The sequence below is a fragment of the Pseudomonas sp. WJP1 genome (genome assembly GCF_028471945.1).
Taxonomy (GTDB): Bacteria; Pseudomonadota; Gammaproteobacteria; order Pseudomonadales; family Pseudomonadaceae; genus Aquipseudomonas.
The window spans coordinates 2,396,642-2,419,156 of the sequence record NZ_CP110128.1 but is presented as its reverse complement, the minus strand read 5'-3'; the positions used below and the strand labels follow the sequence as shown (position 1 = coordinate 2,419,156).

Genomic DNA, 22,515 nt, shown 5'->3' with positions numbered 1-22,515 from the left:
GGTACGCCGCCAGCGCAATCAGTTCTTGGTCGCCGATGATGGCGGCAGGCCGTCTTTTAAAGACTCATCCACAACTTTTCCGCATTTCATTTTGTCGTTTTTAGACTGTTTTATAGGGGCTTGGTCACCTGAGCTTTTGGGTAGATCAGATAGCTCCGATGAGGCGCTATCTGGGTACACCCAAGCATGAATACTCCAAGACTTATCTAAAGAAGCACGCATAGTATGCGCAACCCTGAGTGATGCTTGTTCAAGATAACTTTTAGGGCACTTATCCTTAATCGCCTCGCTCATGTTTACCATCGCAGATTCGACACTTTCATTCTCGACAAGGGCGAGCTCTCCCCAAAACAACTCCCAGAATCGCGCTTGGTCCTTTGATGTATCAGCCAGGTTTTTAGTCGCGATCCTTGCTACGACTTGAGTGGTTTCAATGTAGAGATCGAGTTGTCTCTGAAGAAAAGGTCTCGTTGATTCGATCTGGCGGATTTTTTCGGATTTATCGAATTCGTCTTTTCGGCTCTTTTCGGATCTATTATATTCCTCGGCCCGCTGATCTCGATCATGCCCTTCCTTTACTTGCCACTGCAAAACCCCAAAAACAAAGCCCCCCACGGCTACTACTACCGTGATAATTTTCACCCAGTTATCCACAAAACCTTTGCTCGGGCGCATGGCAAGATCAACTCTTAAGCTTTGAAGAAATATAGTTGAACCAGCGCAATATGCCTCTCCAAACCAGTTTTCTTGCCCCGGACGAAACCTTCTAGGTTCGAATTTCCCTTGTCTAATGTGCCATGCATACGTTCCGCACATACTCCTGCAAAATCCTCAAGGCTGCCTGGTCGGCGATGATCCCGGCGCGGATATCGAAAACAGCGAATCCAGAACCTGCAGAGAGTTCGACGGTTCCTGCATCGCCCAGGCTGGCGGTGCTGGCGGTGCTGGCGGTGCTGGCGGAACTGGACACGTCCCCGCCACTGGCACGACAACTTCCCGCGATGCGCAGCCGGCGAGCAGAGTCAGCAGCAGCGCGACGCAGCGTTTCATTTTCGGCGAGTGCATTGGTCTTTTCCTTCTGGGCTTTCTGGTCTAGGTCGGCAAGTGCCTGTTCGGCGCGCTGCTGCTTCTCCAGCGCTTGGCGGGCCTGAGCGAAGCCTGCATTGGAGATTTTGACGAGGTCTGACTGCCGGCTCGCCTCATTGTTCGCGATGATCTGGCTGTAGCTATTGGCCTGCCACATCCAGGCTCCAGCGGCGCCGATCAGCAGTGCAGCTATGTAAGGAAGGAGTCGCAGCCAGATGCTCATGCCAGCACCTTCAGCGCGGTGGTGTAGAACGCTTGGCGTTCGGCCAGGCCGTTCACCCCGCCGTTGATACGCTTGGTCACGCCAACGAAATCGCCAGCATCGGCCAGGGCGTTCAAGTTTCGGGAGTTCCAGAACCACGCCGCCGACTTCGCCGCCCACTCAGCCTGCTCCAGCAGTTCGGGGGTCCGAAGCAAACGGTCATCGCCGAACAGCGACTTGCTGCACGCCAGGTAGTTGTCGTGCCCGGTGATCTGGATCAGCCCCCTACCCCGGTACTTTTGGCCGTCACCATCAGCCTCGGGCGTGTTGCCCAGCCGCTTGGCCAGCGGGCCTGTGTCGTACTTACTCAGGTACTGGTCACCGCCGAGCTCGCGCACGTAGCGGAACTGGCCGGACTCATGCCCCACTTGGGCGATGAACGCCGCCATGCGCAACCGGGTGTTGATCTGGTATCTGTCCATGGCCAGGTTCAGCGCAGACGCAAAAACGCCGGCTTGCTTGCCGGCGCTCGGAAGGATCTGCAGCAACTGCTGTGGGGTGATGGGCATGCTTTTCTCCAGGTGAAAAAAAGCCCGCTCAGTGGCGGGCCATCCCTATATCGGGAGGTTTTGGTGAAAAGGCTCAGCTGTAGCCGACATTTATTGTCTTGGGGCGTGCACGACGACCTAGCCATGTATATGCCAACAAAAACGCAACAAGACCGAGTATGCCAATCTCGTACACTCCAACCGACATCCAAGGGCCTTGCCTACCAAAGTAGAATTGCCATTCAGCACTCTGGGCTTTTAAACCAAAATCCAAAGCTGTAACTACTGATTTATTTAGCCAGGGAAGTGGTGCAAGAGAAGCAATAGAAGTTACCAAACCAAGTACCCTCTGGGATCTACTAGTATCCATCAACGCATACATAACTACTGCTACAGGTAAAACTCCAATCCATTGCCTACTCTCTGAGCCAAAAATCAGGAATGGCAAAAAGCACGAAAACAATATAACTAAAGTTTTATGTGCAAACCACCTCAAATCAAATGACCATCTGAGGCATGAATAGGCAGCTAATACAACCACAACACCAAGGCATAAAAAATGTGCAGCCCACGGTTTGAAAGGCGCGGCCATAGACTGCATAAGAAGATTGCTCAAAAATGGCGGCCCCTGAAATCCCGACCCAAAGTCAATAAAGTTGAACATACAGCAAAAGCTTATTACCACTACTGACATCGACACGGCAAAGCCTTTAACGCTTACTGACTGCCAAGTTCGCAAATCAAAAACTATCCTGACGGCAATCCAAGATAATAAAACCAGCGATAGCGCCTGCACGAAGCCGGAAACAAATAACAGATCAAGTATACCAGTCTCGCCGTCGCCACGAGCTCCATGAGCGATAATATCAGCCTTGGAAAGGCCAGAAACAAGAGATAAGAACAAATAAATGGCAGCGCAAGAAATCACTACAAACGACGCTATCCAATATTTAGCAGGAAGCATCTGAACATACGACTCGTCACGTCTCACGAATGGAAAGGATGCCAATATCAGCGGCACCAAAAACAGCCCAGGAAAAAGCCATGTGAAATATCCACACATCAAATACAGTGGAACTTTAAAGGATTTAACCCAGCACCAAATACACACACTACAAAGCGGTAAAGCGAGATTATCGCTAAGCACGGGGTTATACATTGGAATAACAAAAAACACCCAGCTCAACAATAGCATTGCAATGGCAGTGATAGCCTTTTCCTTGCCAACACCAAGCGCGATGATGGCGTCATAAAGAAGCGCGGCCGAAATGGAGAGCAATGCCGAATTCAACAGCGCCTGTAAAAATATCAGACCATCCCTAGACATGCCGATGTGGGCAAGGGGAATAAGATGCAAAAATCCTGAAGTCCTAATAGCTCTATATGGATCCCCCTCAACAGGAAGCCCATCAGCCAATTTTTGAATATGGTCTAGGTACACACTTCCATCCCACCCAGCACCACCTCCAACAGGGATAAATCCAAGATACAGATGAACCAAAAACAGAATCACTAAAATAGATAGGCCAAGTGCGCAACCATAAAAATGTATAAATTTACTTCTGATCATGAAGATGCGGCCTGCAATGTGTAATGCGCCATTGTATAGCGAATCCATATGGTGATGCCCATCGTCAGGGCATCACCAATCAATTTAATCACCCGCAATTGGTGGACATGGACAGCGCTCAGCTGGCTGGCTCCGCGATCACTTCAGGTACTGGCTTCTCCATAATAGTCACCTTGGCGCTGTAGGTGTTGATCAGCTGTGCAGTACAACCACCGCCTAGGGCTGGGCGCCTAAGACTCGCGAGCCTCGGCGTCGGCCTCTTCAGCCGTAGCAAACTCGACCAGATTGATTGGGTCGAAGGCGTTGCTGGAATTGATGACGATGAAAGGCATGGTGTATCTCCGACTTCAAATTTTGGACAAAAATAAACCCGCTCAGTGGCGGGTGCGTTGTGCCGCTTCGGCGCGCTACATCAATTCAGCGGTGCGAGCCATTGGGTCAGCAGCAATGTCCGGAACAGTTGGCTCGACCGGCCACTCTGGATTGGCAGGCCATGACGCCTTGGCGGCCACCTTGCCCAGCGCGAACTTGTAGGCTTTCCAGGCTTTGAGATTGAGCAACAACACGGCCTGCTCGGCTTCGTCCTCTTCGGTCGCTTCGCCGGCATCGATGCCGTAACCGAGCGTGTCTACTCGATCTTGTATGCGGACGATCTGCGCTGCCGCTTTGGCATTCTTCTCGCCGAGTTCAGTTTTCATTGCGGCCAGGTGCGCGGCCAGCGCGGCAGCGTCTTTCATGGCTTTGGTGATGAGCTGGGTCCAGTCGATATTCATGCCTGCTCCTCACTCACGGTTTCGCTAGGGACTTCTGGAAGCGGCAACGGAAACGCAACCGGGCCGTCAGGTACGTTAAGCAACGAAACCGGAAAAGCTTGTTCAGGGCTATAGTTCCAAGGGTTTGGCAGGATTAAGGTTAGTTCAAGTTCCCCGTTCACTCGATCAACCTCATAAGTAAACCATCCCGATGAAATGGCGCCTGCGGGCAAAGTGTCGCCTTCGCCAACTGGCGAAAAGTCGAAATCTTCACCGTTAACTGTCAAAACGTCACCATTCTTGATAACTTCAAGTGTGTCGTCCCGACGTTGCGGACTAAGCATAATTTTCATTAAAACCACCGCCCTATTGCTACATAATCAATTGATAGAATCATTGCCCCTCTTGAAATTTGTGTAAACACATAACCGCTAGGCCATTGCGTTGTGGAGTTCAAGAGTGTGGAGCCCGGCACAAACCAGCCTTCGCCTGTCTCCAGCGCGCCTTGTATATTAATAGCGGGGGCTGCAATGAATGGGTATGGAAAGTTTTTAGCCCCTTCACCAGATCCACCAAAAAATAGTGAACCTGTCGGACTACTCATCGTGCGGATAACTGCGTATTTGTATCTGCAAATCAGCGTACCGTCAGCAAGCTTGATAAACGTACCATTCGCGTTTGAACCAGCCTCTAATATCTTTCCGGTCGGTACGCCGCTAGCTTGCGAAACTGCACCTACCGCCGCTGCACCCATAGACGTGGCGCCTGTACCGCCTGACCCGAGGCGAATGGGTGTGCCTACGCTCAATGTCGGCACTGTGAGCAGCCCGGCATATGAGTAAGACATTGTTGGTCCGGTGGCTGAGTTATCAGCGTTCACTGATCGCCACGTAACCCCCCGTTACCACCACCTCTGTTGACAATGAAACGTCCTTCACCTTGGGATGAAGAGTTCCATCCCATGTACATTCCCTGCGTGCTAAACAATGCAGCCGCTACTTGAACCGCAACTTCGGAGAACGACGCACGACCGTCTGTTCTATAGGTGAGCGCGGTGTCGGCTTCGACCGGCAGGAGCTCGATGACTGGGCGACGGCGTATGTCGAGGCCAAAGCAATTGATAAAAAACGCGCCCCGGAGCAACAATTGCCCCGCAGCGAGCGCCTGAAAGGAGATAAATCATGGCGCGAAAATCGATCACAGGCCTCTCCGAGAGGAAAGGCATCTGGCATATCGACAAGAAAATCAACGGAGAACGACTTTGCGAAAGCACTGGAACTGGTGACCGGGAAGAAGCGGAACGCTACCTGATCTTCAGGCTGGAGCAGATCCGCCAGCAGAAGGTGTACGGCGTAAAGAAGGTCAGGATCTGGCGGGAGGCGGCGACTCGCTTCCTGCTGGAGTTCAAGGACCAGCCTTCAATCAATTTATCGGCACACCACCTTTCTCAGTTGGACCCGTTCATTGGCGATATACCGCTCACCCACATTGATGACGAAGCCCTGGTGCCTTTCATCAAGGACAGGTTGGCGACCAAGAAGCTCGAGGACGGCAAGGTTAAGAAGGGTGTGAGCAACAGAACGGTGAACATCTCGATCGAGCGAGTGGTTCGGGTTTTGTCGTTGTGTGCCAGGAAGTGGCGAGACGATGAGCGCAGGCCGTGGCTGGATAGCGTGCCAATGCTCACGAAATTGGAAGAGAAGAAGTCGAGCCGCAAGCCGTACCCAATGTCATGGCAGGAGCAGTCGATTCTTTTTGGGGAGTTGCCAGCCCACCTGCAAACCATGGCGTTGTTCAAGGTGAACACCGGCACGCGGGAGCAGGAAGTCTGCAAGCTGCGATGGGATTGGGAGATTGCGGTACCGGAGCTTGGGACCAGCGTATTTCTGATCCCGGCTGATTTCGGCGGCAGACACGAACGGTCCGGGGTGAAAAACGGTGATGAGCGACTGGTCGTGCTCAACAGCGTAGCAAGGTCAATCATCGAGCAGCAGCGTGGACTGAGCAAGGAGTGGGTTTTCCCTTACAACGGTACCGCGGTGCACCGGATGAACGACTCGGCCTGGAAGAAGGCGCGGGTGAGAGCGGCGAAACTCTGGCAGGAGGAAAACCTTCGCCCCGCTCACCCAGGTTATGCATCCATTAGGATCCACGACCTCAAACACACATTTGGCCGTCGGCTACGCGCAGCAGGCGTGACTGAGGAAGACCGAAAGGCACTTCTGGGCCACAAGAACGGCAGCATCACCAGTCACTATTCGGGCGCTGAACTCGAGCATCTGATTGAAGCTGCGAACATGGTATCAGCAACCGATTCGCGCGGACCGGTCCTGACAATCTTGAAGAGGAAACAGGCGTGAAAAATCGAGAAGTCACGCAAAAGTCACGCACATGAAAAAGCCCAACTCGTGAAAGTTGGGCTAAGTCATTGAAAAATATGGTCGGGACGGAGTGATTCGAACACTCGACCCCTAGCACCCCATGCTAGTGCGCTACCGGACTGCGCTACGCCCCGACTAGGCGTGTTACTCGTTCCTCATCTCGAGGGACGCTCAAGAATATATCGCAAGCTTTTGAAAACTGGAAGTATTTAAATGCAGGAATTTATTTCTTGAGCACAACCAGCACATCTTCGAGCTCGGCAATCATCTGCCGGATCATCTGTTTGTACTGGGTGGTGTCGTCTTTGGCTTCATCGCCGGACAGGCGCAGGCGTGCGCCGCCGATGGTGAAACCCTGATCGTACAGCAGCGCGCGGATCTGCCGGATCATCAGCACGTCCTGGCGCTGATAATACCGGCGGTTTCCACGGCGTTTGACGGGGTTGAGTTGAGGAAACTCCTGCTCCCAGTAGCGCAGCACGTGTGGTTTTACCGCACACAGCTCGCTGACTTCACCAATGGTGAAGTAGCGTTTGCCTGGTATGACGGGAAGCTCGTCGTTATGACTTGGTTCCAGCATAAGCCTCAACTCGGGCCTTCAACTTCTGCCCTGGACGAAAGGTGACCACACGGCGAGCCGTGATCGGGATTTCTTCCCCCGTTTTCGGGTTGCGGCCAGGCCGCTGGCGTTTGTCCCGAAGGTCGAAATTGCCGAAACCGGACAATTTGACCTGCTCGTTGTCTTCAAGAGCGTGCCTGATTTCCTCGAAAAACAGTTCGACCAATTCCTTGGCTTCCCGCTTGTTCAGGCCCAGCTCTTCATACAGACGTTCCGCCATCTCAGCTTTCGTCAAAGCCCCCATACGTCACTTCCTTAACGTGGCGTCCAACCTTTGTTCGAGCGAGGTGAGGATGTTTTGCGTCGTGGAATTCACCTCATCGTCATTAAGAGTGCGCGATGGATGCTGCCAGGTCAAGCCAACTGCGAGGCTTTTTCTATCAGGATCAATGCCTTTACCCTGATACACGTCAAATAGCCTGAGGTCTGTCAGCCATTCGCCTGCATTTTCACGGATTACGTCCAGTACCGCCGAGGCGGCAACGTCTTTGTGCGCAATCAGTGCAAGGTCACGACGCACTTCAGGAAAGCGCGACAACTCGTGGAAGTTAGGCATTTTGCCCGAGGCCACTTCCGCCAGGACCAGCTCGAAAACGAAGACCGGACGATCCAGACCCAGGGTTTTCGACAGTTCAGGGTGGATGGCGCCGACGAAACCGACCAGACGACCTTCACGCTCGATGCGCGCGGTTTGACCCGGGTGCAACGCAGGGTGTTTGCCCGGCACGAAGCTGAAGGCATCCAGCGCACCGGCAAAGCCCAACACCGCTTCCACGTCAGCCTTGACGTCGAAGAAGTCGACGGTATCGCGACCCTGTGCCCAGCCTTCCGGCAGACGGCTGCCGCAGACTACACCGGCCAGCATCGGCTCTTGCTTCAGGCCTTCGAGCTGGCCGACGAAACGCAGGCCGCTTTCGAACAGACGAACGCGATCCTGCTGGCGGTTCAGGTTGTGCGAAAGCGCCTTGACCAGGCCTGGCCACAGGGACGAGCGCATGGCAGCCATGTCGTTCGAGATCGGGTTGGCCAGCAACAACGGCTCGACGCCTGGATTGAACAGCTCGAACTGTTTCGGATCGATGAAACTGTAGGTGATCGCTTCCTGGTAACCACGGGCGACCAGCAGGCGACGCAGTTCAGGCAGCTCGCTACGGGCTTCGGCCTTGGCTTGCGGCGCCAGGCGCGCTTGCGGGTAACGAACCGGCAGGCGGTTGTAGCCATACAGGCGAGCCAGTTCTTCGATCAGGTCGACTTCAAGGCTGATATCGAAGCGATGGCTTGGCACTTCCACGCGCCACTGCCCTGCCCCATCGGCAGTCACGGTCAGGCCCAAGGCGTTGAGCAGACGCTCGACTTCGGCCGAATCCATTTCCATGCCCAGCATCTGGGTGATGCGCTGGGCACGCAAGGTGACCGGGGCAATCTTCGGCAGGTGCTGTTCGCTGACGGTCTCGATGATCGGGCCGGCTTCGCCACCGGTGATGTCCAGCAGCAGGCCAGTGGCGCGCTCCATGGCTTCACGGGCCAGTTGCCAGTCCACACCGCGCTCGTAGCGGTGCGATGCGTCGGTGTGCAGGCCATAGGAGCGGGCCTTGCCAGCAACAGCGATCTGATCGAAGAACGCGCTTTCCAGGAAGATATCGCGGGTGGTCGCGGTGTTGACGCCGCTGTGCTCGCCACCCATGACGCCGGCGATTGCCAGGGCACGGGTGTGGTCGGCGATCACCAGCGTATCGCTACGCAGGCTGACTTCCTGACCGTCGAGCAGGACCAGCTTCTCGCCCTCGATGGCCATGCGCACGCGGATGCCGCCATTGATTTCGGCGAGATCGAAGGCGTGCAGTGGTTGACCCAGCTCCAGCATCACGTAGTTGGTGATGTCGACGGCAGCATCGATGCTGCGCACGTCGGCACGACGCAGGCGCTCGACCATCCACAGCGGTGTTGGCTTGGCCAGGTCGACGTTACGTATCACACGACCCAGGTAACGCGGGCAGGCGGCAGGGGCCAGCACTTCAACCGAACGCACTTCATCGTGCACGGCCGGAACGGAGGCAAACACTGGACGAGTGACCGGGGCGGCATACAGCGCGCCGACTTCACGGGCCAGGCCGGCCAGGGACAGGCAGTCACCACGGTTCGGCGTCAGGTCGACTTCGATGCTGGCGTCGTCCAGTTTCAGGTATTCACGAATGTCCTGGCCTACCGGCGCATCAGCCGGCAATTCCATCAGGCCATCGTTGCCTTCGCCCACTTGCAGCTCGGCTTGCGAGCACAGCATGCCGTTGGACTCGACGCCGCGCAGCTTGGCTTTCTTGATCTTGAAGTCGCCCGGCAGCTCGGCACCGAGGGTGGCGAACGGGATCTTCAGGCCCGGGCGCACGTTTGGCGCGCCGCAAACCACCTGGAAGGTCTCCGAGCCATTGCTGACCTGGCAAACGCGAAGCTTGTCGGCGTCCGGGTGCTGCTCGGTGCTCAGCACCTCGCCGACGATCACGCCGGTGAATTCGCCGGCGGCCGGCGTCACGCTATCGACCTCAAGACCGGCCATCGACAGACGGGCAACCAGCTCGTCGCGACTTACCTGCGGGCTTACCCAGCCACGCAGCCATTGTTCACTGAATTTCATCCTGCTCTCCTAAGAATTCGTTACGACTAGCGAAATTGCGCGAGGAACCGCAAGTCGTTGTCGAAGAACAGACGCAAGTCGTTCACGCCGTAACGCAGCATGGCCAGACGCTCGACGCCCATGCCGAAGGCGAAGCCCGAAAACTCTTCCGGGTCGATCCCGGACATGCGCAGCACGTTCGGATGAACCATGCCGCAGCCCATCACTTCCAGCCAGCCGGTCTGCTTGCAGACGCGGCAGCCTTTACCGCTGCACATCACACATTCCATGTCGACTTCGGCCGACGGCTCGGTGAACGGGAAGTAGGAAGGACGGAAACGCACGGCCAGTTCTTTCTCGAAGAACACCCGCAGGAATTCTTCGATGGTGCCCTTGAGGTCGGCGAAATTGATGTCGCGATCGACCAGCAGGCCTTCGACCTGGTGGAACATCGGCGAGTGGGTGATATCCGAGTCGCTACGGTACACACGACCTGGGCAGACGATGCGGATCGGCGGCTGTTTCGACTCCATGGTGCGGACCTGTACCGGCGAGGTATGGGTGCGCAGCAACATGTTGGCGTTGAAATAGAAGGTGTCATGCATCGACCGGGCCGGGTGATGGCCTGGGATGTTGAGCGCTTCGAAGTTGTGGTAGTCGTCTTCGACCTCAGGGCCCTCGGCAATGCCGTAGCCGATGTGGGTGAAGAACTGTTCTATACGTTCCAGAGTACGAGTAACCGGATGCAGACCACCCGAGGTCTGGCCGCGGCCAGGCAGGGTCACGTCAATGGACTCGGCAGACAGTTTGGCGGCCAGGTCGGCCTCTTCAAACAGTGCCTTGCGGGCATTGAGGACCTCTGTGACACGCTCCTTGGCAACGTTGATCAGGGCGCCGACTTGCGGACGCTCTTCTGCCGGCAAATTCCCCAGGGTCTTCATCACCTGAGTCAACTCGCCCTTCTTGCCGAGGTAGTGAACCCGGATTTGCTCCAGGGCATTGATATCTTCAGCGCTTTGCACAGCCTCTAGTGCTTGAGAGACGAGCGCATCCAGGTTTTCCATGTACAGACTCCAGATACAAAATAGGGGAAGAGCTTGAAGGCTCTTCCCCTATTTATGACGTTTAACACCTGGCCCCACAGAGGTGAGGCCGGGTGACTGTCGGGGGTACTTAAGCCAAGGTGGCTTTAGCTTTCTCGACAATCGCAGCAAACGCCGCTTTTTCGTTCACTGCCAGATCAGCCAGAACCTTACGGTCGATCTCGATGGACGCTTTTTTCAGGCCGGCGATGAAACGGCTGTAGGACAGACCGTTGATACGAGCACCAGCGTTGATACGAGCGATCCACAGAGCGCGGAACTGACGTTTTTTCTGACGACGGTCACGGTAGGCGTATTGGCCTGCCTTGATTACCGCTTGCTTGGCAACACGGAATACGCGGGAGCGTGCGCCGTAGTAGCCTTTAGCAAGTTTCAGAATTTTTTTGTGACGCTTACGGGCAATGACGCCACGCTTTACACGAGCCATGAGTTACTTCCTCTATTCTTGACTAAAATTAACGAAGGCGCAGCATGCGCTCGACTTTTGCCACGTCAGACGGATGCAGCAAGCTGCTACCGCGCAGTTGACGCTTACGCTTGGTCGACATTTTGGTCAGGATGTGGCTCTTGAAAGCGTGCTTGTGCTTGATACCGTTAGCAGTTTTCAGAAACCGCTTAGCAGCACCACTTTTGGTCTTCATTTTTGGCATGTTCGGATACTCCGCATTCAGTTGATAAACATAATCAGAAGGCCTGCCGTGCCCTGTTGATTACTTCTTCTTTTTCGGGGCGATGACCATGATCAGCTGGCGTCCTTCCATCTTAGGATGCTGTTCGACCGAACCGTACTCGAGCAAGTCACCTTCAACTCGCTTGAGGAGTTCCATCCCCAGCTCCTGGTGGGCCATCTCACGGCCGCGGAATCGCAAGGATACCTTGGCCCTGTCCCCGTCACTCAGGAAACGTACCAGGTTGCGCAGTTTTACCTGGTAATCCCCTTCCTCCGTCCCTGGACGAAACTTGATTTCTTTAACCTGGATCTGCTTCTGGTTTTTCTTGGCCGCAGCAATCTGCTTCTTCTTTTCGAAGATCGATTTGCCGTAGTCCATCAGTTTGCAAACAGGTGGTACTGCATCGGCGGAAATCTCCACCAGATCCAGCTTGGCCTCTTCAGCCTTAAGAAGCGCGTCTTCAATTGACACAATCCCGAGCTGTTCACCTTCAGCCCCAATTAACCGAACCTCGCGTGCCGAGATATTCTCGTTGATCGGGGCTTTCGGTGCAGTTCGTTTATCTTGTCTCATTTCACGCTTAATAATAATTACTCCGAATCTTGGCGACCACGCCGGGAAACCGCTTGCGCGAGGAACTCAGCGAACTGGGCGACGGGCATCGAGCCCAGGTCAGCACCTTCACGAGTACGCACAGCGACAGTCTGCATCTCGACTTCCCGATCTCCGATAACCAAGAGATAGGGAACCTTGAGCAAGGTATGCTCGCGGATTTTAAAGCCGATCTTTTCATTTCTCAAGTCAGACTTGGCACGAAACCCGCTTTCGTTGAGAGTTTTTTCCACTTCGGCGGCAAAATCTGCCTGTTTATCAGTGATATTCATGATCACTGCCTGGGTCGGAGCCAGCCACGCAGGGAATGCACCCTCGTAGTGCTCGATCAGGATTCCGACGAAACGTTCGAAGGAGCCCAGGATCGCCCGGTGCAACATCACCGGATGCTTGCGGCTGTTGTCTTCGGAGACGAATTCGGCACCCAGACGCACAGGCAGGTTAAAATCGAGCTGCAGGGTACCACACTGCCAGACACGGCCAAGGCAATCTTTCAGCGAGAATTCGATCTTCGGACCGTAGAACGCCCCCTCACCCGGCTGCAGATCGTACGGCAGGCCAGCACTATCAAGGGCTGCAGCCAATGCCGCTTCGGCGCGATCCCAAAGTTCGTCGGAACCGACGCGTTTTTCCGGACGAGTGGACAGCTTCATCTCGACGTCCTTGAAGCCGAAATCGGCGTAGACGTCCATGGTCAGCTTGATGAACGCAGCGGATTCGGCCTGCATCTGCTCTTCGGTGCAGAAGATGTGGGCGTCGTCCTGAGTGAACGCGCGCACACGCATGATGCCGTGCAGCGCACCCGACGGCTCGTTACGGTGGCAGGCACCGAACTCGGCCAGGCGCATCGGCAACTCGCGGTAGCTCTTCAGGCCCTGGTTGAACACCTGCACGTGGCAAGGGCAGTTCATCGGCTTGATGGCGTAGTCGCGGTTTTCCGACTGGGTGGTGAACATGTTGTCGGCGTAGTTGGCCCAGTGCCCGGATTTTTCCCACAGGCTGCGGTCAACGACCTGAGGGGTCTTGATTTCCAGGTAGCCGTTGTCGCGCTGCACCTTGCGCATGTACTGCTCGAGCACCTGGTACAGGGTCCAGCCGTTCGGGTGCCAGAACACCATGCCCGGCGACTCTTCCTGGGTGTGGAACAGGCCCAGGCGCTTGCCAATCTTGCGGTGATCGCGTTTTTCGGCTTCTTCGATGCGCTGGATGTAGGCCGCCAGCTGCTTCTTGTCGGCCCACGCGGTGCCGTAGACGCGCTGCAGTTGCTCGTTCTTGGCATCGCCGCGCCAGTAGGCGCCGGACAACTTGGTCAGCTTGAAGGATTTCAGGAAACGCGTGTTCGGCACGTGCGGACCGCGGCACATGTCGACGTATTCTTCGTGATAGTACAGGCCCATGGCCTGCTCGTTCGGCATGTCCTCGACCAGGCGCAACTTGTAGTCTTCGCCACGGGCCTTGAACACTTCGATCACTTCGGCGCGCGGAGTGACTTTCTTGATCACGTCGTAATCTTTTTCGATCAGCTGCTGCATGCGCTGTTCGATGGCGGCCAGGTCGTCCGGGGTGAAAGGACGCTCGAAGGCGATATCGTAATAAAAGCCTTCGTCAATGACCGGGCCGATGACCATCTTGGCCGTCGGGTACAGCTGCTTGACCGCATGACCGACCAGGTGGGCGCAAGAGTGGCGAATGATCTCCAGCCCCTCTTCATCCTTTGGCGTGATGATTTGCAGCGTAGCGTCGCTGCTGATGGTGTCGCTGGCGTCAACCAGCTTGCCATCGACCTTGCCCGCTACGGTGGCCTTGGCCAGGCCGGCACCAATGGATGCGGCGACCTCGGCTACGGAAACCGGGTGATCGAATGAACGTTGACTGCCGTCGGGAAGAGTAATAGTTGGCATGGCGCCTCCTCTCCTAGTGGTGACCCCTACCAAAGGTCACGTGGGTTGGGATGAGCCAGTACAAGATCCGATCCAGGCCATTCAATGACGAACGCCTGCCTTACAGCGGCAGGAGCCTTGCGGCCAACCGGAAAATCGAACCAGAGTGACTGGGATTCAAATCAGGGTTATTCGGGCATCTGCCGCGGCCGGGACTGAAGGTCGACCGGCGCCTGCGAACGCCCGAGCCAGGCATGCTAGCACAGATGAACGGTCGTGGCGGCGTCCAGGCTTTGCGCCGAGGCGAATCCGGCGTTTTTGTGCCAGAGTGCTGAACTTGAACCGCGTTTTACCCCTCAGATAACAAGACATTCCCCATAAGGAGCATCCCGGCATGCGTCTGAATCGTTTACTCGCTGTAGTCGCACCCATCGTCCTGCTGCTTCCGCTGGCCGCCCACGCCGATTGGCCGAAGGGTGAACGCGAGAAGTACATGGCGCAGTGCACCCAGGCCGCCGCACAACAGATCGGCGCCGCAGCGGCAAAATCCCACTGCGCCTGTGGAGCTGACGCAATCAAATCGTACCCTGCCAAGGATTTGCAGGCGCTGATGAACAACCAGGCCAGCGATGCCCTGAAACAACAGGCCCTGGGCCAGATAGCCAAGTGCAAGGCCCCTCCGGCGAAAAAATGATCCGATAAACGCACTGTAAAAGCGTTTTCGGCCGGTGAAAAACCCCTGAAAAACGCTTTTTCCTACAAATTGTGCAGGTTTTACAGGTTTTTTTCTCACCTTTACGTTGGGCTGAAAGCCTTTAAATACGGGGCTTTCAGCCCAATCCGCGAACAAAGAATGTGCGACTGTAGGGCAAACAACCGCTGTGGGGGGCTCCCAAAGCGAACATTTCGACTATGATACTCGGGTGTGCCCAGTTGGCCTGAGCAGCACAGTACTACTGAAAATATATGTTTCTTGGAGATACACCATGTCTAATCGCCAAACCGGCACCGTTAAATGGTTCAACGATGAAAAAGGCTTCGGCTTCATCACTCCTCAAGGTGGCGGTGACGACCTGTTCGTACACTTCAAAGCTATCGAAAGCGACGGTTTCAAAAGCCTGAAAGAAGGCCAGACTGTTTCCTTCGTGGCTGAGAAAGGCCAAAAGGGTATGCAAGCTGCTCAAGTTCGCCCAGAGTAATTTCCAGGCGCACTAAAAAAACCCCGTCCATGTGACGGGGTTTTTTATGGGCGTTACAAAAGCCCGGTCGATCAGCCGCAGTTGACGCGGGTGACGACCCGATTGGCATCGGTGTTGAGGTTCAGGCGATCCGAGCGGTACTCCAGCGTCACCATGTCGTTGGGCTGCAGGAACCGTGCGTTTTGCGCGCCTGCACGGGCGCGTGCCTGCTCCAGCAACTGGGGCGAAGCCTGCTTGCCGATGGCGAATTCGGCCGCTTTGGCCTCGCAACGGCTATGACCTGACTCAGTGGTAGTGGCCGGGTCAGTCGGCTCGGTGGTTCCCGTGCTGCAACCGGCCAGCATGGCAGCAGCCAGCACAGTACCCAATGACGCGAGCTTCCAAGGCATGACGCCTCCTTATTCGATGATTTAGCTGAATTCTTGCGACCGCCAATCCGGCGTTTGGTTTCACGGGGCACCCAGGCTCCCGCCCTTCTCAACGGACAAACGGCAAGTTTGCCTGAGCTGCGCCCCGCCCTTCATCTTTCAATCGTGACTGAATATGAATGGCATTCAGTAGACGTCGATGTAGTCAAAAGCCGGTTTTGGCCAGTTCTGCTTCAACGCATTGTAGATCTGCATGACCCAGACTTCGTCACTGGCCGCCACCCGCCCGACATAACCGGAACCCTTCGCCCAGGTTTCCAGGCGAAACAGCAAGCCGTCGATATCGGTGCCACCCACGACCCCCGATGAAATATAGGCGATGCCGCCCTTGGTCACGCGCAATTGCGTGTGCTCATCGTCGCTGGCTGCAGCCAACAGCTGGCGTACCGCTTCAAGGGTCAAGGCATCGGGAGTGTTCAAATCGATCTGCACAGCACGATCCTGAAATGGCCATCAAAGCCCAAGTGTCGCACAGCCCTGCATTCATGCCTAAGTCGCAGTGCCAAAAGCGTCGTAAAGTGATTAACTCGACACTCACCATTCTCCCTGACTCCCGAGCCCTGTCATGACCAGCGTGAGCATCGAAGCCGACATCAAGATCAAGTGGCCTGATGGCCATAAGTCCTACAGCCCCGGCAGCCCGGAAGAGCTGGCCATCATCGGCGTTGACCTGCTGGTCAAGGACCTGGGCACCGAAGCGGCACGCTCTTTCATCGACCAGCTCTTCGAAAAACACTCGCGTGCCGGGCATTCGCAGTGAGAGATTCCATGGCGGGGGGAAGCCTCTGGACGTGAAAGCAGCCTGACTTCGCGGATGTATTCGTTTCCCTGTAGGAGCGAGCCTGCTCGCGATGAACGCCCAGACAACGCGCTCATCCAGACAGGGCGCGTTATCGTTGACGTCCATCGCGAGCAGGCTCGCTCCTACAGGGGAATGCATTCAAAGGCCCCAGGGTTCGAGCGCTATTGCAGACGCGCCAGGCGCTCGGTCATCAGATCGAAGAAGCCCTGGGCGTCACCGCTTTCAACCCAGAAGGCGTTCTTCGGCGCCTTGAGACTGTCATACCAGTCGACGATGGTCTGGCCAAAGGTCGGACCTTCGCGGCTGTCGACCACCACATTGACCGAACGACCGCTGAACAGTGCCGGCTTGAGCAGGTAGGCGATGACCGTGGCGTCATGCACCGGGCCACCGGGAATGCCGTAGCGCTCCATGTCACCGCCGATGCACTCTTGCAGGATATCGCCCACCAGCTTGCCGGCCTTGTTGTTCAACGCCGCTATCTGCGCGAGGCGCGCGTCACTGGTGAGGATCTTGTGGGTCACGTCCAGTGGCAGGTAAACCAGGTCCACGCCACTCTTGAGCACCACCTCGGCCGCATGCGGATCGGCGAACAGGTTGAATTCGGCCACCGGGGTGATGTTACCGCCGTTGAAGTGCGCGCCGCCCATGATCACCACCTGCTTGATGCCCCGAACGATTTGCGGCTCGCGCATCAGCGCCAAGGCAAGATTGGTCTGTGGCCCCAGCATGGCGATGGTCACGCTATGGGGCGTGGCGGCCAGCAACGTGTCGATCAGGAAATCGATCGCACTGCCCTCGGCCAGTCCCCTCTTCGGCTCATGCACCGCGACACCCGGCAAACCTTCCTCGCCATGGACGTGCTCGGCATAGATGGGCGTGCGCACCAGCGGCTTCGATGCCCCGGCGTACACCGGCACCTCTTCGCGGCCGGCCCACTCGAGGGCTAGCCGTGCATTGCGTGAGGTTTTGTCCAGGGGCACATTGCCGGCGACGGTGGTCAAGGCGCGCACGTTCAATTCTTGTGGCGACGCCAGGGCAAACAGCAAGGCAATCACATCATCGGCACCCGGATCGGTATCGATGATCAAGTCGATCGGTTGCTCCAACTGGGCGCCCATCAGAACGTTACCCCGGCCACCAGCACAATATTGCAGTAAGGCTGGCATTCGCCGGTGCGCACGATCGCCCGCGCCTGTCGACTGAGGAGCTTGAACTGCTCATGGCTGACCAATTCGCGCCGCCCCAGCGCACCCTCGGCCTCCAGCGCGTCCAGGGTCGTCAGTGCCGGCGGGCGCCTCTCCAGGATCTCCTGCGCCAGCACATGGCTTTCGACCTGCATTTCGCTGAGCAATACTTTCAGGGTGCTGACGAAATCCGGAATGCCCTGGGTCAAGGCCAGGTCGATCAGTTCGACACCTGGCGGCACTGGCAGGCCCGCATCGCCTATCACCACCTTGTCGCCATGGCCCAGGGAGGCAATCAGCCGCGACAGCGCGACATTGAGTAAAGGGGTCTTTTTCATGGTGTTTTAAACGCCTGCACATCGGCCAGAGTGGGAATCGAGGGTTGCGCGCCAGCCCGGGTGACCGACAATGCCGCGCCGACCTGGCCGAACCGTATCGCTTGCGCTTCGCTCATCCCGGCCACCAGGGCCGCGGCGAAACCGCCAACGAAGGTATCGCCGGCCGCTGTGGTGTCGAGCGCCTTCACGCTCGGCGCCGGGAAATGTTCGAAGCCCTTGCCATCGGCAAACAATGATCCCTGGGCGCCGAGGGTGATGATGACCTTGCCGGCCCCCATCTCGATCAGTCGAGTGGCGGCGATCTGCGCCGTATGCAGCGAGTCCACCGGCAAGCCGCTGAGCGTTGCCGCTTCACTCTCGTTGGGGATCAGGTAATCGATGGACGCATACCAGTCCTGTGGCAACGCTCGACTGGCCGGCGCGGGGTTGAGGATCACGGTCTTGCCCAGCTCACGTCCGCGCTTGAGCGCATGGCCAACCGTGGCGTCCGGCACTTCCAGCTGGCAGATGATCACATCCGCCTCCTGCAGCACCGCATCGAAGCAGCCGAGCACCGCCGGCGTCAGTGCGCCGTTGGCCCCGGCGACGATTACGATGGCGTTCTGGCTGTTATCGTCGACCACGATCAACGCCACGCCACTGCTACCCTCCACGGCGCTGACGGCCCGACAATCGACGCCCTCGTCCAGCAACGCCTGGCGCAACTCCTGGCCGTAGGCATCGCTGCCCACGCAGCCCACCATCGACACCTGTGCACCGAGGCGCGCGGCCGCCACGGCCTGGTTCGCACCCTTGCCGCCACAGACCGTCGCGAACGACTGGCCGATCAGCGTTTCACCACCACGGGGCAAGCGCGGCGCCCGGGTCACCAGGTCCATGTTCAAGCTGCCGACTACCACTACTTTTGCTGACATAAATTACTACTCATCAAGACTATTTCAGCGCTGCCTGGGATTTAGCGATATTGATCAAACACCCCGGCCAACGGCGCGGTCGATTCGCGCATGACGATGCTGGGGGTGACGATCCGTTGCTCGGTCGCCAGGTCCGGCCTGGCAATCCGGCGCAGCAGCACCCCGGCGGCCATTTCGCCCAGTTGCAGGATCGACTGACCGACCGTGGTCAATGCCGGATAGACATAGCGGCTCATCTGGATGTCGTCGAAGCCGATGACCGACAGGTCCGTCGGCACGCGAATATTGCGCTCGGCGGCGGCACGCAGCACGCCGAAGCCGATCATGTCGTTGGCGGCGAAAATCGCGCTGGGGGGATTTTTTTCCAGCAGCATCGCGGCAGCGCTGTAGCCGCCGGTGCTGGTGAAATCGCTTTCCAGCATGCGCCCGTGCGCCACACGGATGCCCGCCTCTTCAAGGGCCCGACGAAACCCGGCCAGGCGCATCTGCGCCACACTGGTAGTCGCAGGGCCGCTGATAGTGGCGATGTCCCGATGCCCCAACTCCAGCAGATGCCGGGTCGCCAGGTAGGCGCCGTACTCGTGATCGATGCGAACCAGATCGGCGTCGACGCCTTCGAGCCCGCGGTCGACGATCACCATCGGCGTGCGCACGCCCGCCAGGCCCTCGGCCAGCCCGCTGTCACCTCCGGCCGAGGCGACGATCAGCCCGTCGATGCGTTTCTCCAGCAGTACCCGCAGGTAGCTGCGCTGCTTGTCCGGGTTGTCGTCCGAATTACACAGGATCACGCAGTAGCCATTGCGCTCACAGTAATCCTCGATGCCCCGCGCCAGCTCGGCGAAGTACGGGTTGAGGCTGTTGGGCACCAGCAGGCCGATGGTCGCCGTGGTCTTGGCCTTGAGGGACCGGGCCACGGCGCTGGGCACGTAGTCGAGGGTCTTGATCGCCGCCTCGACCTTGATCCGCACTTCTTCACTGACCGGCCGGGTCTTGTTCACCACATGGGACACCGTGGTGTAGGAAATCCCCGCCAGTGCCGCTACATCCTTGATCGTTGCCATGACTCAGGTCCGCCGGCTTGCGCGTTGACTGCGATAAGTATCAAGCACCACCGCCACCACGATCACCGCGCCAGTGATGATGCGCTTGGTCGGCTCGGTGGCGCCGATCTGCGCCAGGCCGGCGGCCAACACCGAAATGATCAGCACGCCGAAGAAGGTACTGATGACCGAGCCGCGCCCGCCCATCAGGCTGGTGCCGCCAATCACCACGGCAGCGATCACTTGCAGTTCCAGGCCGGAGCCGGCATTGGGGTCCGCCGCTTCCAGGCGAGAAATCTGGAACAACGCGGCAATACCGGCCAGCAACCCCATCAGGCTGAACACCAGGATCTTGTAGGGCTTGGGGTTGATCCCCGCCAGGCGTACCGCTTCTTCGTTGGTGCCGATGCCGATCAGGTAGCGGCCGAACACGGTACGGGTCAACACGGCCTGGGCGATGAAAATGATCAGCAAGGCAATGATGAACGATGGCGAAATCCCGAAGGCGATCGGATTGGACAACCAGGCAAACGCATCGCCGATGTAGGCCGTGCGCGAACCGGTCATCTGGTACGCCACGCCGCGGGCCATTTCCAGCACGCCCAGGGACACGATGAACGAAGGAATGCGCCAGGCCACGGTGATCGAGCCGGTGACGGTCCCCGCCAGCGCGGCAGCCGCCATGCCAAGCAATGCCGCCGGCAGCACGCTCCAGCCCCAGCCGAGAATCGCCACGCTGACGGTCGACGCGGCCAGTGCCAGCACCGACCCCACCGACAGATCGATGCCGCCGATGATCAGCACGAAGGTCATCCCGACCGCCAGGACCATCAGGTCCGGAATCTGGTTGGCCAGGGTACTGAAGGTGTTGTAGGAGAGAAAATGACTGCTCAGCACCGAGAACAGCACGATCATGGCCAGCAAGGCACCGGCCAGCCCCAGATAAGTACCCAGCCCGTAGAAATTGCCGCTGCGTTGGCCAGCCGAAGATGCGGTTTTCATTGAAGATCCCTAGGCGCCGCTGCGTTGAGCTGCGCATCACGTTGTTGGTAGCCGGCGAACGCGGCGGCAAGCAAATCATCCTGGGTCCAGCTGTCGCGCTCGAAAGTGTCGATCAGGCGTCCTGCCGAGAGCACGCCGATGCGGTCGCAGATCAACATCAATTCGCGCAGGTCGCTGGACACCACCACCAACGCCTTGCCCTGGCGCGTCAGCTGGCCGAGAAGCGCGTAAATGTCGAACTTGGCGCCGACATCGATGCCGCGCGTAGGCTCGTCGAACAGCAGCACCGAGCAATCACGCTCCAGCCAGCGACCGATGACCACCTTCTGCTGGTTGCCACCGGACAACTCGGACACCAACTGCGCCGGCCCGGAACTGCGGATGCGCATGGCGTCGATCTGCCGCTGGGCCAGTTTCGCCTCATCGCCAGGGTTGACCAGGCCACCACTGGAAATATCGGGCATGTTACCCAGCGCAATGTTCGCGCTGATCGATTGCGTCAGCAGCAGGCCCTCCCCCTTGCGGTCTTCAGTGATCAGGGCGATACCATGCCCGACCGCGTCCACCGGCGAACGGATACTCACCACCTGCGCCGGTGAACCCAGCGCCACCGTACCGCTGTCCGCGGTGTCGGCGCCGAAGATCAAGCGCAGCAACTCGGTGCGCCCTGCCCCGATCAAACCGGAAATGCCGAAGATCTCGCCCGCCCGCACTTCGAAGGACACGTCATGCACCTTGTCGGCGCGGGTCAGCCCCTTGACCGTCAATGCCGCCGCGCCAATGTCGCGCGGCCCCATGTCGAGGTGTTCGCCCAGTTCCCGCCCGACCATCAGCGTGACCAGTTGCTCGCTGTTGTAGTTGGCCATTGGCTCGACACACATCAGGTTGCCGTCACGCAGGACCGCAATGCGCTGGGCCACCCGTGCCAGTTCTTCGAGGCGATGGGAGATATAGATGATCGACACACCACGGGCCTGCAGGCGCGTGATCTGCTCGAAGAGCATTTCGACTTCGCGGGCGGTCAGCATCGCAGTCGGCTCATCGAGGATCAGCACGTGGCAATCGCCGATCAGGTTGCGCGCGATCTCGACCATCTGCTGGTGGCCGATGCCCAGCTCACCCACCAGCGTGTCGGGGTCGATCGCGTCCAGCCCTACCTGAGCCATGGCTTCGATCGCCGCCAGGCGCAGTTGCTTGCGCTTGATCCAGCCGCCGCTACTGGGCAGCTTGTGCAGGAACAGGTTTTCCGCCACCGACAGGGTCGGCAACAGGTTGAGCTCCTGCATCACCATGCGGATTCCCAGGTCTTCAGCCTGGGTGCGACTGCCCGGGCGGTAATCCTGCCCTTGAAACTGCATCTGGCCGGTGGTCGGCGTGACCAGCCCGCCAATGATCTTCGACAGCGTGCTTTTGCCGGCACCGTTCTCGCCGGTCAGTGCCAGCACCTCGCCGCGCATGAGCGTGAGGTTGATGCCGGCCAGGACGGGCTGCGCGTAAGTCTTGCCAATGCCGCTGACCGAGAGGACAGCGTGCGGGGCGCTAACAGACATAAGACTCTCCATGCGCTCGCCGG

General features: G+C 57.8%; 27 protein-coding genes and 1 tRNA gene. 4 read left to right on the top strand and 24 right to left on the bottom strand.

What is annotated here, in order from left to right; all coding sequences use genetic code 11:
• Positions 1-18: 18 nt before the first annotated feature.
• The 7 genes from OH720_RS10960 to OH720_RS10930 form a co-directional block, all read right to left on the bottom strand.
• Positions 19-675, bottom strand: coding sequence for a hypothetical protein (locus OH720_RS10960; protein ID WP_272605606.1), 657 nt, complete (start codon positions 673-675; stop codon positions 19-21).
• 112 nt (positions 676-787) lie between these two features.
• The gene (locus tag OH720_RS10955; RefSeq protein WP_272605605.1) at positions 788-1,309 is read right to left on the bottom strand and encodes a lysis system i-spanin subunit Rz; all 522 of its coding nucleotides are present in this window, start codon (positions 1,307-1,309) and stop codon (positions 788-790) included.
• A complete protein-coding gene (locus OH720_RS10950; protein WP_272605604.1) occupies positions 1,306-1,857 on the bottom strand; it encodes a glycoside hydrolase family 19 protein in 552 nt (183 codons plus the stop codon). Before OH720_RS10950 ends, OH720_RS10955 begins: the two co-directional genes overlap by 4 nt.
• 73 nt (positions 1,858-1,930) lie before the next feature.
• Positions 1,931-3,454, bottom strand: coding sequence for a hypothetical protein (locus tag OH720_RS10945; RefSeq protein ID WP_272605603.1), 1,524 nt, complete (start codon positions 3,452-3,454; stop codon positions 1,931-1,933).
• A gap of 359 nt (positions 3,455-3,813) precedes the next feature.
• Complete coding sequence (locus OH720_RS10940; protein WP_272605602.1) at positions 3,814-4,179, bottom strand: phage tail protein; 366 nt, start codon at positions 4,177-4,179, stop codon at positions 3,814-3,816.
• A complete protein-coding gene (locus OH720_RS10935; protein ID WP_272605601.1) occupies positions 4,176-4,511 on the bottom strand; it encodes a hypothetical protein in 336 nt (111 codons plus the stop codon). The genes OH720_RS10940 and OH720_RS10935 overlap by 4 nt, the downstream gene beginning before the upstream one ends.
• Positions 4,511-4,912 carry a hypothetical protein gene (locus OH720_RS10930; protein ID WP_272605600.1) on the bottom strand — a complete coding sequence of 134 codons (402 nt, stop codon included), beginning with the start codon at positions 4,910-4,912 and terminating at the stop codon, positions 4,511-4,513. Before OH720_RS10930 ends, OH720_RS10935 begins: the two co-directional genes overlap by 1 nt.
• Positions 4,913-5,339: 427 nt before the next feature.
• Here OH720_RS10930 and OH720_RS10925 point away from each other — a divergent pair, with 427 nt between their 5' ends.
• On the top strand, positions 5,340-6,518 hold the full coding sequence (locus OH720_RS10925; RefSeq protein ID WP_272605599.1) for a tyrosine-type recombinase/integrase: 1,179 nt from the start codon (positions 5,340-5,342) through the stop codon (positions 6,516-6,518).
• Positions 6,519-6,596: 78 nt separating this feature from the next.
• On the opposite strand, the gene OH720_RS10920 is transcribed toward OH720_RS10925, so the two are convergent.
• From OH720_RS10920 to thrS, 9 genes are all read right to left on the bottom strand, one after another.
• A tRNA-Pro gene (locus tag OH720_RS10920) sits at positions 6,597-6,673 on the bottom strand.
• Positions 6,674-6,762: 89 nt separating this feature from the next.
• Entirely contained in the window at positions 6,763-7,119 is a 357-nt protein-coding gene (locus OH720_RS10915) for a MerR family transcriptional regulator (RefSeq protein WP_003179985.1), read from the bottom strand.
• Complete coding sequence (ihfA, locus tag OH720_RS10910) at positions 7,100-7,402, bottom strand: integration host factor subunit alpha (RefSeq protein WP_002553164.1); 303 nt, start codon at positions 7,400-7,402, stop codon at positions 7,100-7,102. The genes OH720_RS10915 and ihfA overlap by 20 nt, the downstream gene beginning before the upstream one ends.
• A 3-nt stretch (positions 7,403-7,405) precedes the next feature.
• Positions 7,406-9,787 carry a phenylalanine--tRNA ligase subunit beta gene (gene pheT / locus OH720_RS10905; protein WP_272605598.1) on the bottom strand — a complete coding sequence of 794 codons (2,382 nt, stop codon included), beginning with the start codon at positions 9,785-9,787 and terminating at the stop codon, positions 7,406-7,408.
• A gap of 26 nt (positions 9,788-9,813) precedes the next feature.
• Positions 9,814-10,830 (bottom strand): phenylalanine--tRNA ligase subunit alpha, encoded by a 1,017-nt coding sequence (gene pheS, locus OH720_RS10900; RefSeq protein WP_007905876.1) that lies wholly within the window; start codon positions 10,828-10,830, stop codon positions 9,814-9,816.
• 109 nt (positions 10,831-10,939) lie between these two features.
• Positions 10,940-11,296 carry a 50S ribosomal protein L20 gene (rplT, locus tag OH720_RS10895; RefSeq protein ID WP_007905879.1) on the bottom strand — a complete coding sequence of 119 codons (357 nt, stop codon included), beginning with the start codon at positions 11,294-11,296 and terminating at the stop codon, positions 10,940-10,942.
• Positions 11,297-11,324: 28 nt separating this feature from the next.
• Positions 11,325-11,519 (bottom strand): 50S ribosomal protein L35, encoded by a 195-nt coding sequence (rpmI, locus tag OH720_RS10890; RefSeq protein ID WP_002553160.1) that lies wholly within the window; start codon positions 11,517-11,519, stop codon positions 11,325-11,327.
• Between the two features lie 60 nt (positions 11,520-11,579).
• A complete protein-coding gene (gene infC / locus OH720_RS10885) occupies positions 11,580-12,131 on the bottom strand; it encodes a translation initiation factor IF-3 (protein ID WP_172435703.1) in 552 nt (183 codons plus the stop codon).
• Positions 12,131-14,053 (bottom strand): threonine--tRNA ligase, encoded by a 1,923-nt coding sequence (thrS, locus tag OH720_RS10880; protein ID WP_046815517.1) that lies wholly within the window; start codon positions 14,051-14,053, stop codon positions 12,131-12,133. Before thrS ends, infC begins: the two co-directional genes overlap by 1 nt.
• 373 nt (positions 14,054-14,426) lie before the next feature.
• On the opposite strand from thrS, the gene OH720_RS10875 reads away from it, so the two are divergent.
• Together OH720_RS10875 and OH720_RS10870 are read left to right on the top strand one after the other, a co-directional pair.
• On the top strand, positions 14,427-14,726 hold the full coding sequence (locus OH720_RS10875; RefSeq protein ID WP_272605597.1) for a hypothetical protein: 300 nt from the start codon (positions 14,427-14,429) through the stop codon (positions 14,724-14,726).
• Between the two features lie 292 nt (positions 14,727-15,018).
• A complete protein-coding gene (locus OH720_RS10870; RefSeq protein WP_003179963.1) occupies positions 15,019-15,231 on the top strand; it encodes a cold-shock protein in 213 nt (70 codons plus the stop codon).
• A 71-nt stretch (positions 15,232-15,302) separates the two neighbouring features.
• Here the strand turns inward: OH720_RS10870 and OH720_RS10865 are convergent, their stop codons facing one another.
• Both OH720_RS10865 and OH720_RS10860 read right to left on the bottom strand, forming a co-directional pair.
• Positions 15,303-15,620, bottom strand: a complete 318-nt coding sequence (locus tag OH720_RS10865; RefSeq protein WP_272605596.1) for an I78 family peptidase inhibitor — start codon at positions 15,618-15,620, stop codon at positions 15,303-15,305.
• 165 nt (positions 15,621-15,785) lie between these two features.
• Positions 15,786-16,091: a hypothetical protein gene (locus OH720_RS10860; protein ID WP_272605595.1), complete on the bottom strand. Its 306-nt coding sequence runs from the start codon at positions 16,089-16,091 to the stop codon at positions 15,786-15,788.
• Positions 16,092-16,224: 133 nt separating this feature from the next.
• Here OH720_RS10860 and OH720_RS10855 point away from each other — a divergent pair, with 133 nt between their 5' ends.
• The gene (locus OH720_RS10855; protein ID WP_272605594.1) at positions 16,225-16,419 is read left to right on the top strand and encodes a hypothetical protein; all 195 of its coding nucleotides are present in this window, start codon (positions 16,225-16,227) and stop codon (positions 16,417-16,419) included.
• A gap of 203 nt (positions 16,420-16,622) precedes the next feature.
• Here the strand turns inward: OH720_RS10855 and OH720_RS10850 are convergent, their stop codons facing one another.
• Genes OH720_RS10850 through OH720_RS10825 form a run of 6 tightly spaced genes read right to left on the bottom strand, consistent with a single transcriptional unit; the run spans position 16,623 to position 22,492 of the window.
• A complete protein-coding gene (locus OH720_RS10850) occupies positions 16,623-17,582 on the bottom strand; it encodes a nucleoside hydrolase (protein WP_272605593.1) in 960 nt (319 codons plus the stop codon).
• Positions 17,582-17,986, bottom strand: coding sequence for a D-ribose pyranase (gene rbsD / locus OH720_RS10845; RefSeq protein ID WP_272605592.1), 405 nt, complete (start codon positions 17,984-17,986; stop codon positions 17,582-17,584). The genes OH720_RS10850 and rbsD overlap by 1 nt, the downstream gene beginning before the upstream one ends.
• Positions 17,983-18,900: a ribokinase gene (gene rbsK / locus OH720_RS10840; RefSeq protein ID WP_272605591.1), complete on the bottom strand. Its 918-nt coding sequence runs from the start codon at positions 18,898-18,900 to the stop codon at positions 17,983-17,985. Before rbsK ends, rbsD begins: the two co-directional genes overlap by 4 nt.
• 41 nt (positions 18,901-18,941) lie before the next feature.
• Positions 18,942-19,961, bottom strand: coding sequence for a LacI family DNA-binding transcriptional regulator (locus OH720_RS10835; protein ID WP_272605590.1), 1,020 nt, complete (start codon positions 19,959-19,961; stop codon positions 18,942-18,944).
• Positions 19,962-19,964: 3 nt separating this feature from the next.
• Positions 19,965-20,942 carry an ABC transporter permease gene (locus OH720_RS10830; protein WP_180205987.1) on the bottom strand — a complete coding sequence of 326 codons (978 nt, stop codon included), beginning with the start codon at positions 20,940-20,942 and terminating at the stop codon, positions 19,965-19,967.
• Complete coding sequence (locus OH720_RS10825) at positions 20,939-22,492, bottom strand: sugar ABC transporter ATP-binding protein (protein ID WP_272605589.1); 1,554 nt, start codon at positions 22,490-22,492, stop codon at positions 20,939-20,941. The genes OH720_RS10830 and OH720_RS10825 overlap by 4 nt, the downstream gene beginning before the upstream one ends.
• Between the last annotated feature and the right edge of the window lie 23 nt (positions 22,493-22,515).

Excerpts from the sequence above, each read along its gene's own strand:
- OH720_RS10960 (WP_272605606.1), bottom strand. The coding sequence starts at position 675 with ATGCGCCCGAGCAAAGGTTTTGTGGATAACTGGGTGAAAATTATCACG.
- OH720_RS10945 (WP_272605603.1), bottom strand. The coding sequence starts at position 3,454 with ATGGATTCGCTATACAATGGCGCATTACACATTGCAGGCCGCATCTTC.
- OH720_RS10955 (WP_272605605.1), bottom strand. The coding sequence starts at position 1,309 with ATGAGCATCTGGCTGCGACTCCTTCCTTACATAGCTGCACTGCTGATC.
- OH720_RS10950 (WP_272605604.1), bottom strand. The coding sequence starts at position 1,857 with ATGCCCATCACCCCACAGCAGTTGCTGCAGATCCTTCCGAGCGCCGGC.
- OH720_RS10865 (WP_272605596.1), bottom strand. The coding sequence starts at position 15,620 with ATGCCTTGGAAGCTCGCGTCATTGGGTACTGTGCTGGCTGCTGCCATG.
- rbsK (WP_272605591.1), bottom strand. The coding sequence starts at position 18,900 with ATGTCAGCAAAAGTAGTGGTAGTCGGCAGCTTGAACATGGACCTGGTG.
- OH720_RS10825 (WP_272605589.1), bottom strand. The coding sequence starts at position 22,492 with ATGTCTGTTAGCGCCCCGCACGCTGTCCTCTCGGTCAGCGGCATTGGC.
- OH720_RS10930 (WP_272605600.1), bottom strand. The coding sequence starts at position 4,912 with ATGGGTGCAGCGGCGGTAGGTGCAGTTTCGCAAGCTAGCGGCGTACCG.
- OH720_RS10925 (WP_272605599.1), top strand. The coding sequence starts at position 5,340 with ATGGCGCGAAAATCGATCACAGGCCTCTCCGAGAGGAAAGGCATCTGG.
- OH720_RS10855 (WP_272605594.1), top strand. The coding sequence starts at position 16,225 with ATGACCAGCGTGAGCATCGAAGCCGACATCAAGATCAAGTGGCCTGAT.
- pheS (WP_007905876.1), bottom strand. The coding sequence starts at position 10,830 with ATGGAAAACCTGGATGCGCTCGTCTCTCAAGCACTAGAGGCTGTGCAA.
- thrS (WP_046815517.1), bottom strand. The coding sequence starts at position 14,053 with ATGCCAACTATTACTCTTCCCGACGGCAGTCAACGTTCATTCGATCAC.
- rbsD (WP_272605592.1), bottom strand. The coding sequence starts at position 17,986 with ATGAAAAAGACCCCTTTACTCAATGTCGCGCTGTCGCGGCTGATTGCC.
- pheT (WP_272605598.1), bottom strand. The coding sequence starts at position 9,787 with ATGAAATTCAGTGAACAATGGCTGCGTGGCTGGGTAAGCCCGCAGGTA.
- OH720_RS10875 (WP_272605597.1), top strand. The coding sequence starts at position 14,427 with ATGCGTCTGAATCGTTTACTCGCTGTAGTCGCACCCATCGTCCTGCTG.
- OH720_RS10915 (WP_003179985.1), bottom strand. The coding sequence starts at position 7,119 with ATGCTGGAACCAAGTCATAACGACGAGCTTCCCGTCATACCAGGCAAA.
- rplT (WP_007905879.1), bottom strand. The coding sequence starts at position 11,296 with ATGGCTCGTGTAAAGCGTGGCGTCATTGCCCGTAAGCGTCACAAAAAA.
- OH720_RS10850 (WP_272605593.1), bottom strand. The coding sequence starts at position 17,582 with ATGGGCGCCCAGTTGGAGCAACCGATCGACTTGATCATCGATACCGAT.
- rpmI (WP_002553160.1), bottom strand. The coding sequence starts at position 11,519 with ATGCCAAAAATGAAGACCAAAAGTGGTGCTGCTAAGCGGTTTCTGAAA.
- OH720_RS10935 (WP_272605601.1), bottom strand. The coding sequence starts at position 4,511 with ATGAAAATTATGCTTAGTCCGCAACGTCGGGACGACACACTTGAAGTT.
- ihfA (WP_002553164.1), bottom strand. The coding sequence starts at position 7,402 with ATGGGGGCTTTGACGAAAGCTGAGATGGCGGAACGTCTGTATGAAGAG.
- OH720_RS10835 (WP_272605590.1), bottom strand. The coding sequence starts at position 19,961 with ATGGCAACGATCAAGGATGTAGCGGCACTGGCGGGGATTTCCTACACC.
- OH720_RS10940 (WP_272605602.1), bottom strand. The coding sequence starts at position 4,179 with ATGAATATCGACTGGACCCAGCTCATCACCAAAGCCATGAAAGACGCT.
- OH720_RS10870 (WP_003179963.1), top strand. The coding sequence starts at position 15,019 with ATGTCTAATCGCCAAACCGGCACCGTTAAATGGTTCAACGATGAAAAA.
- OH720_RS10830 (WP_180205987.1), bottom strand. The coding sequence starts at position 20,942 with ATGAAAACCGCATCTTCGGCTGGCCAACGCAGCGGCAATTTCTACGGG.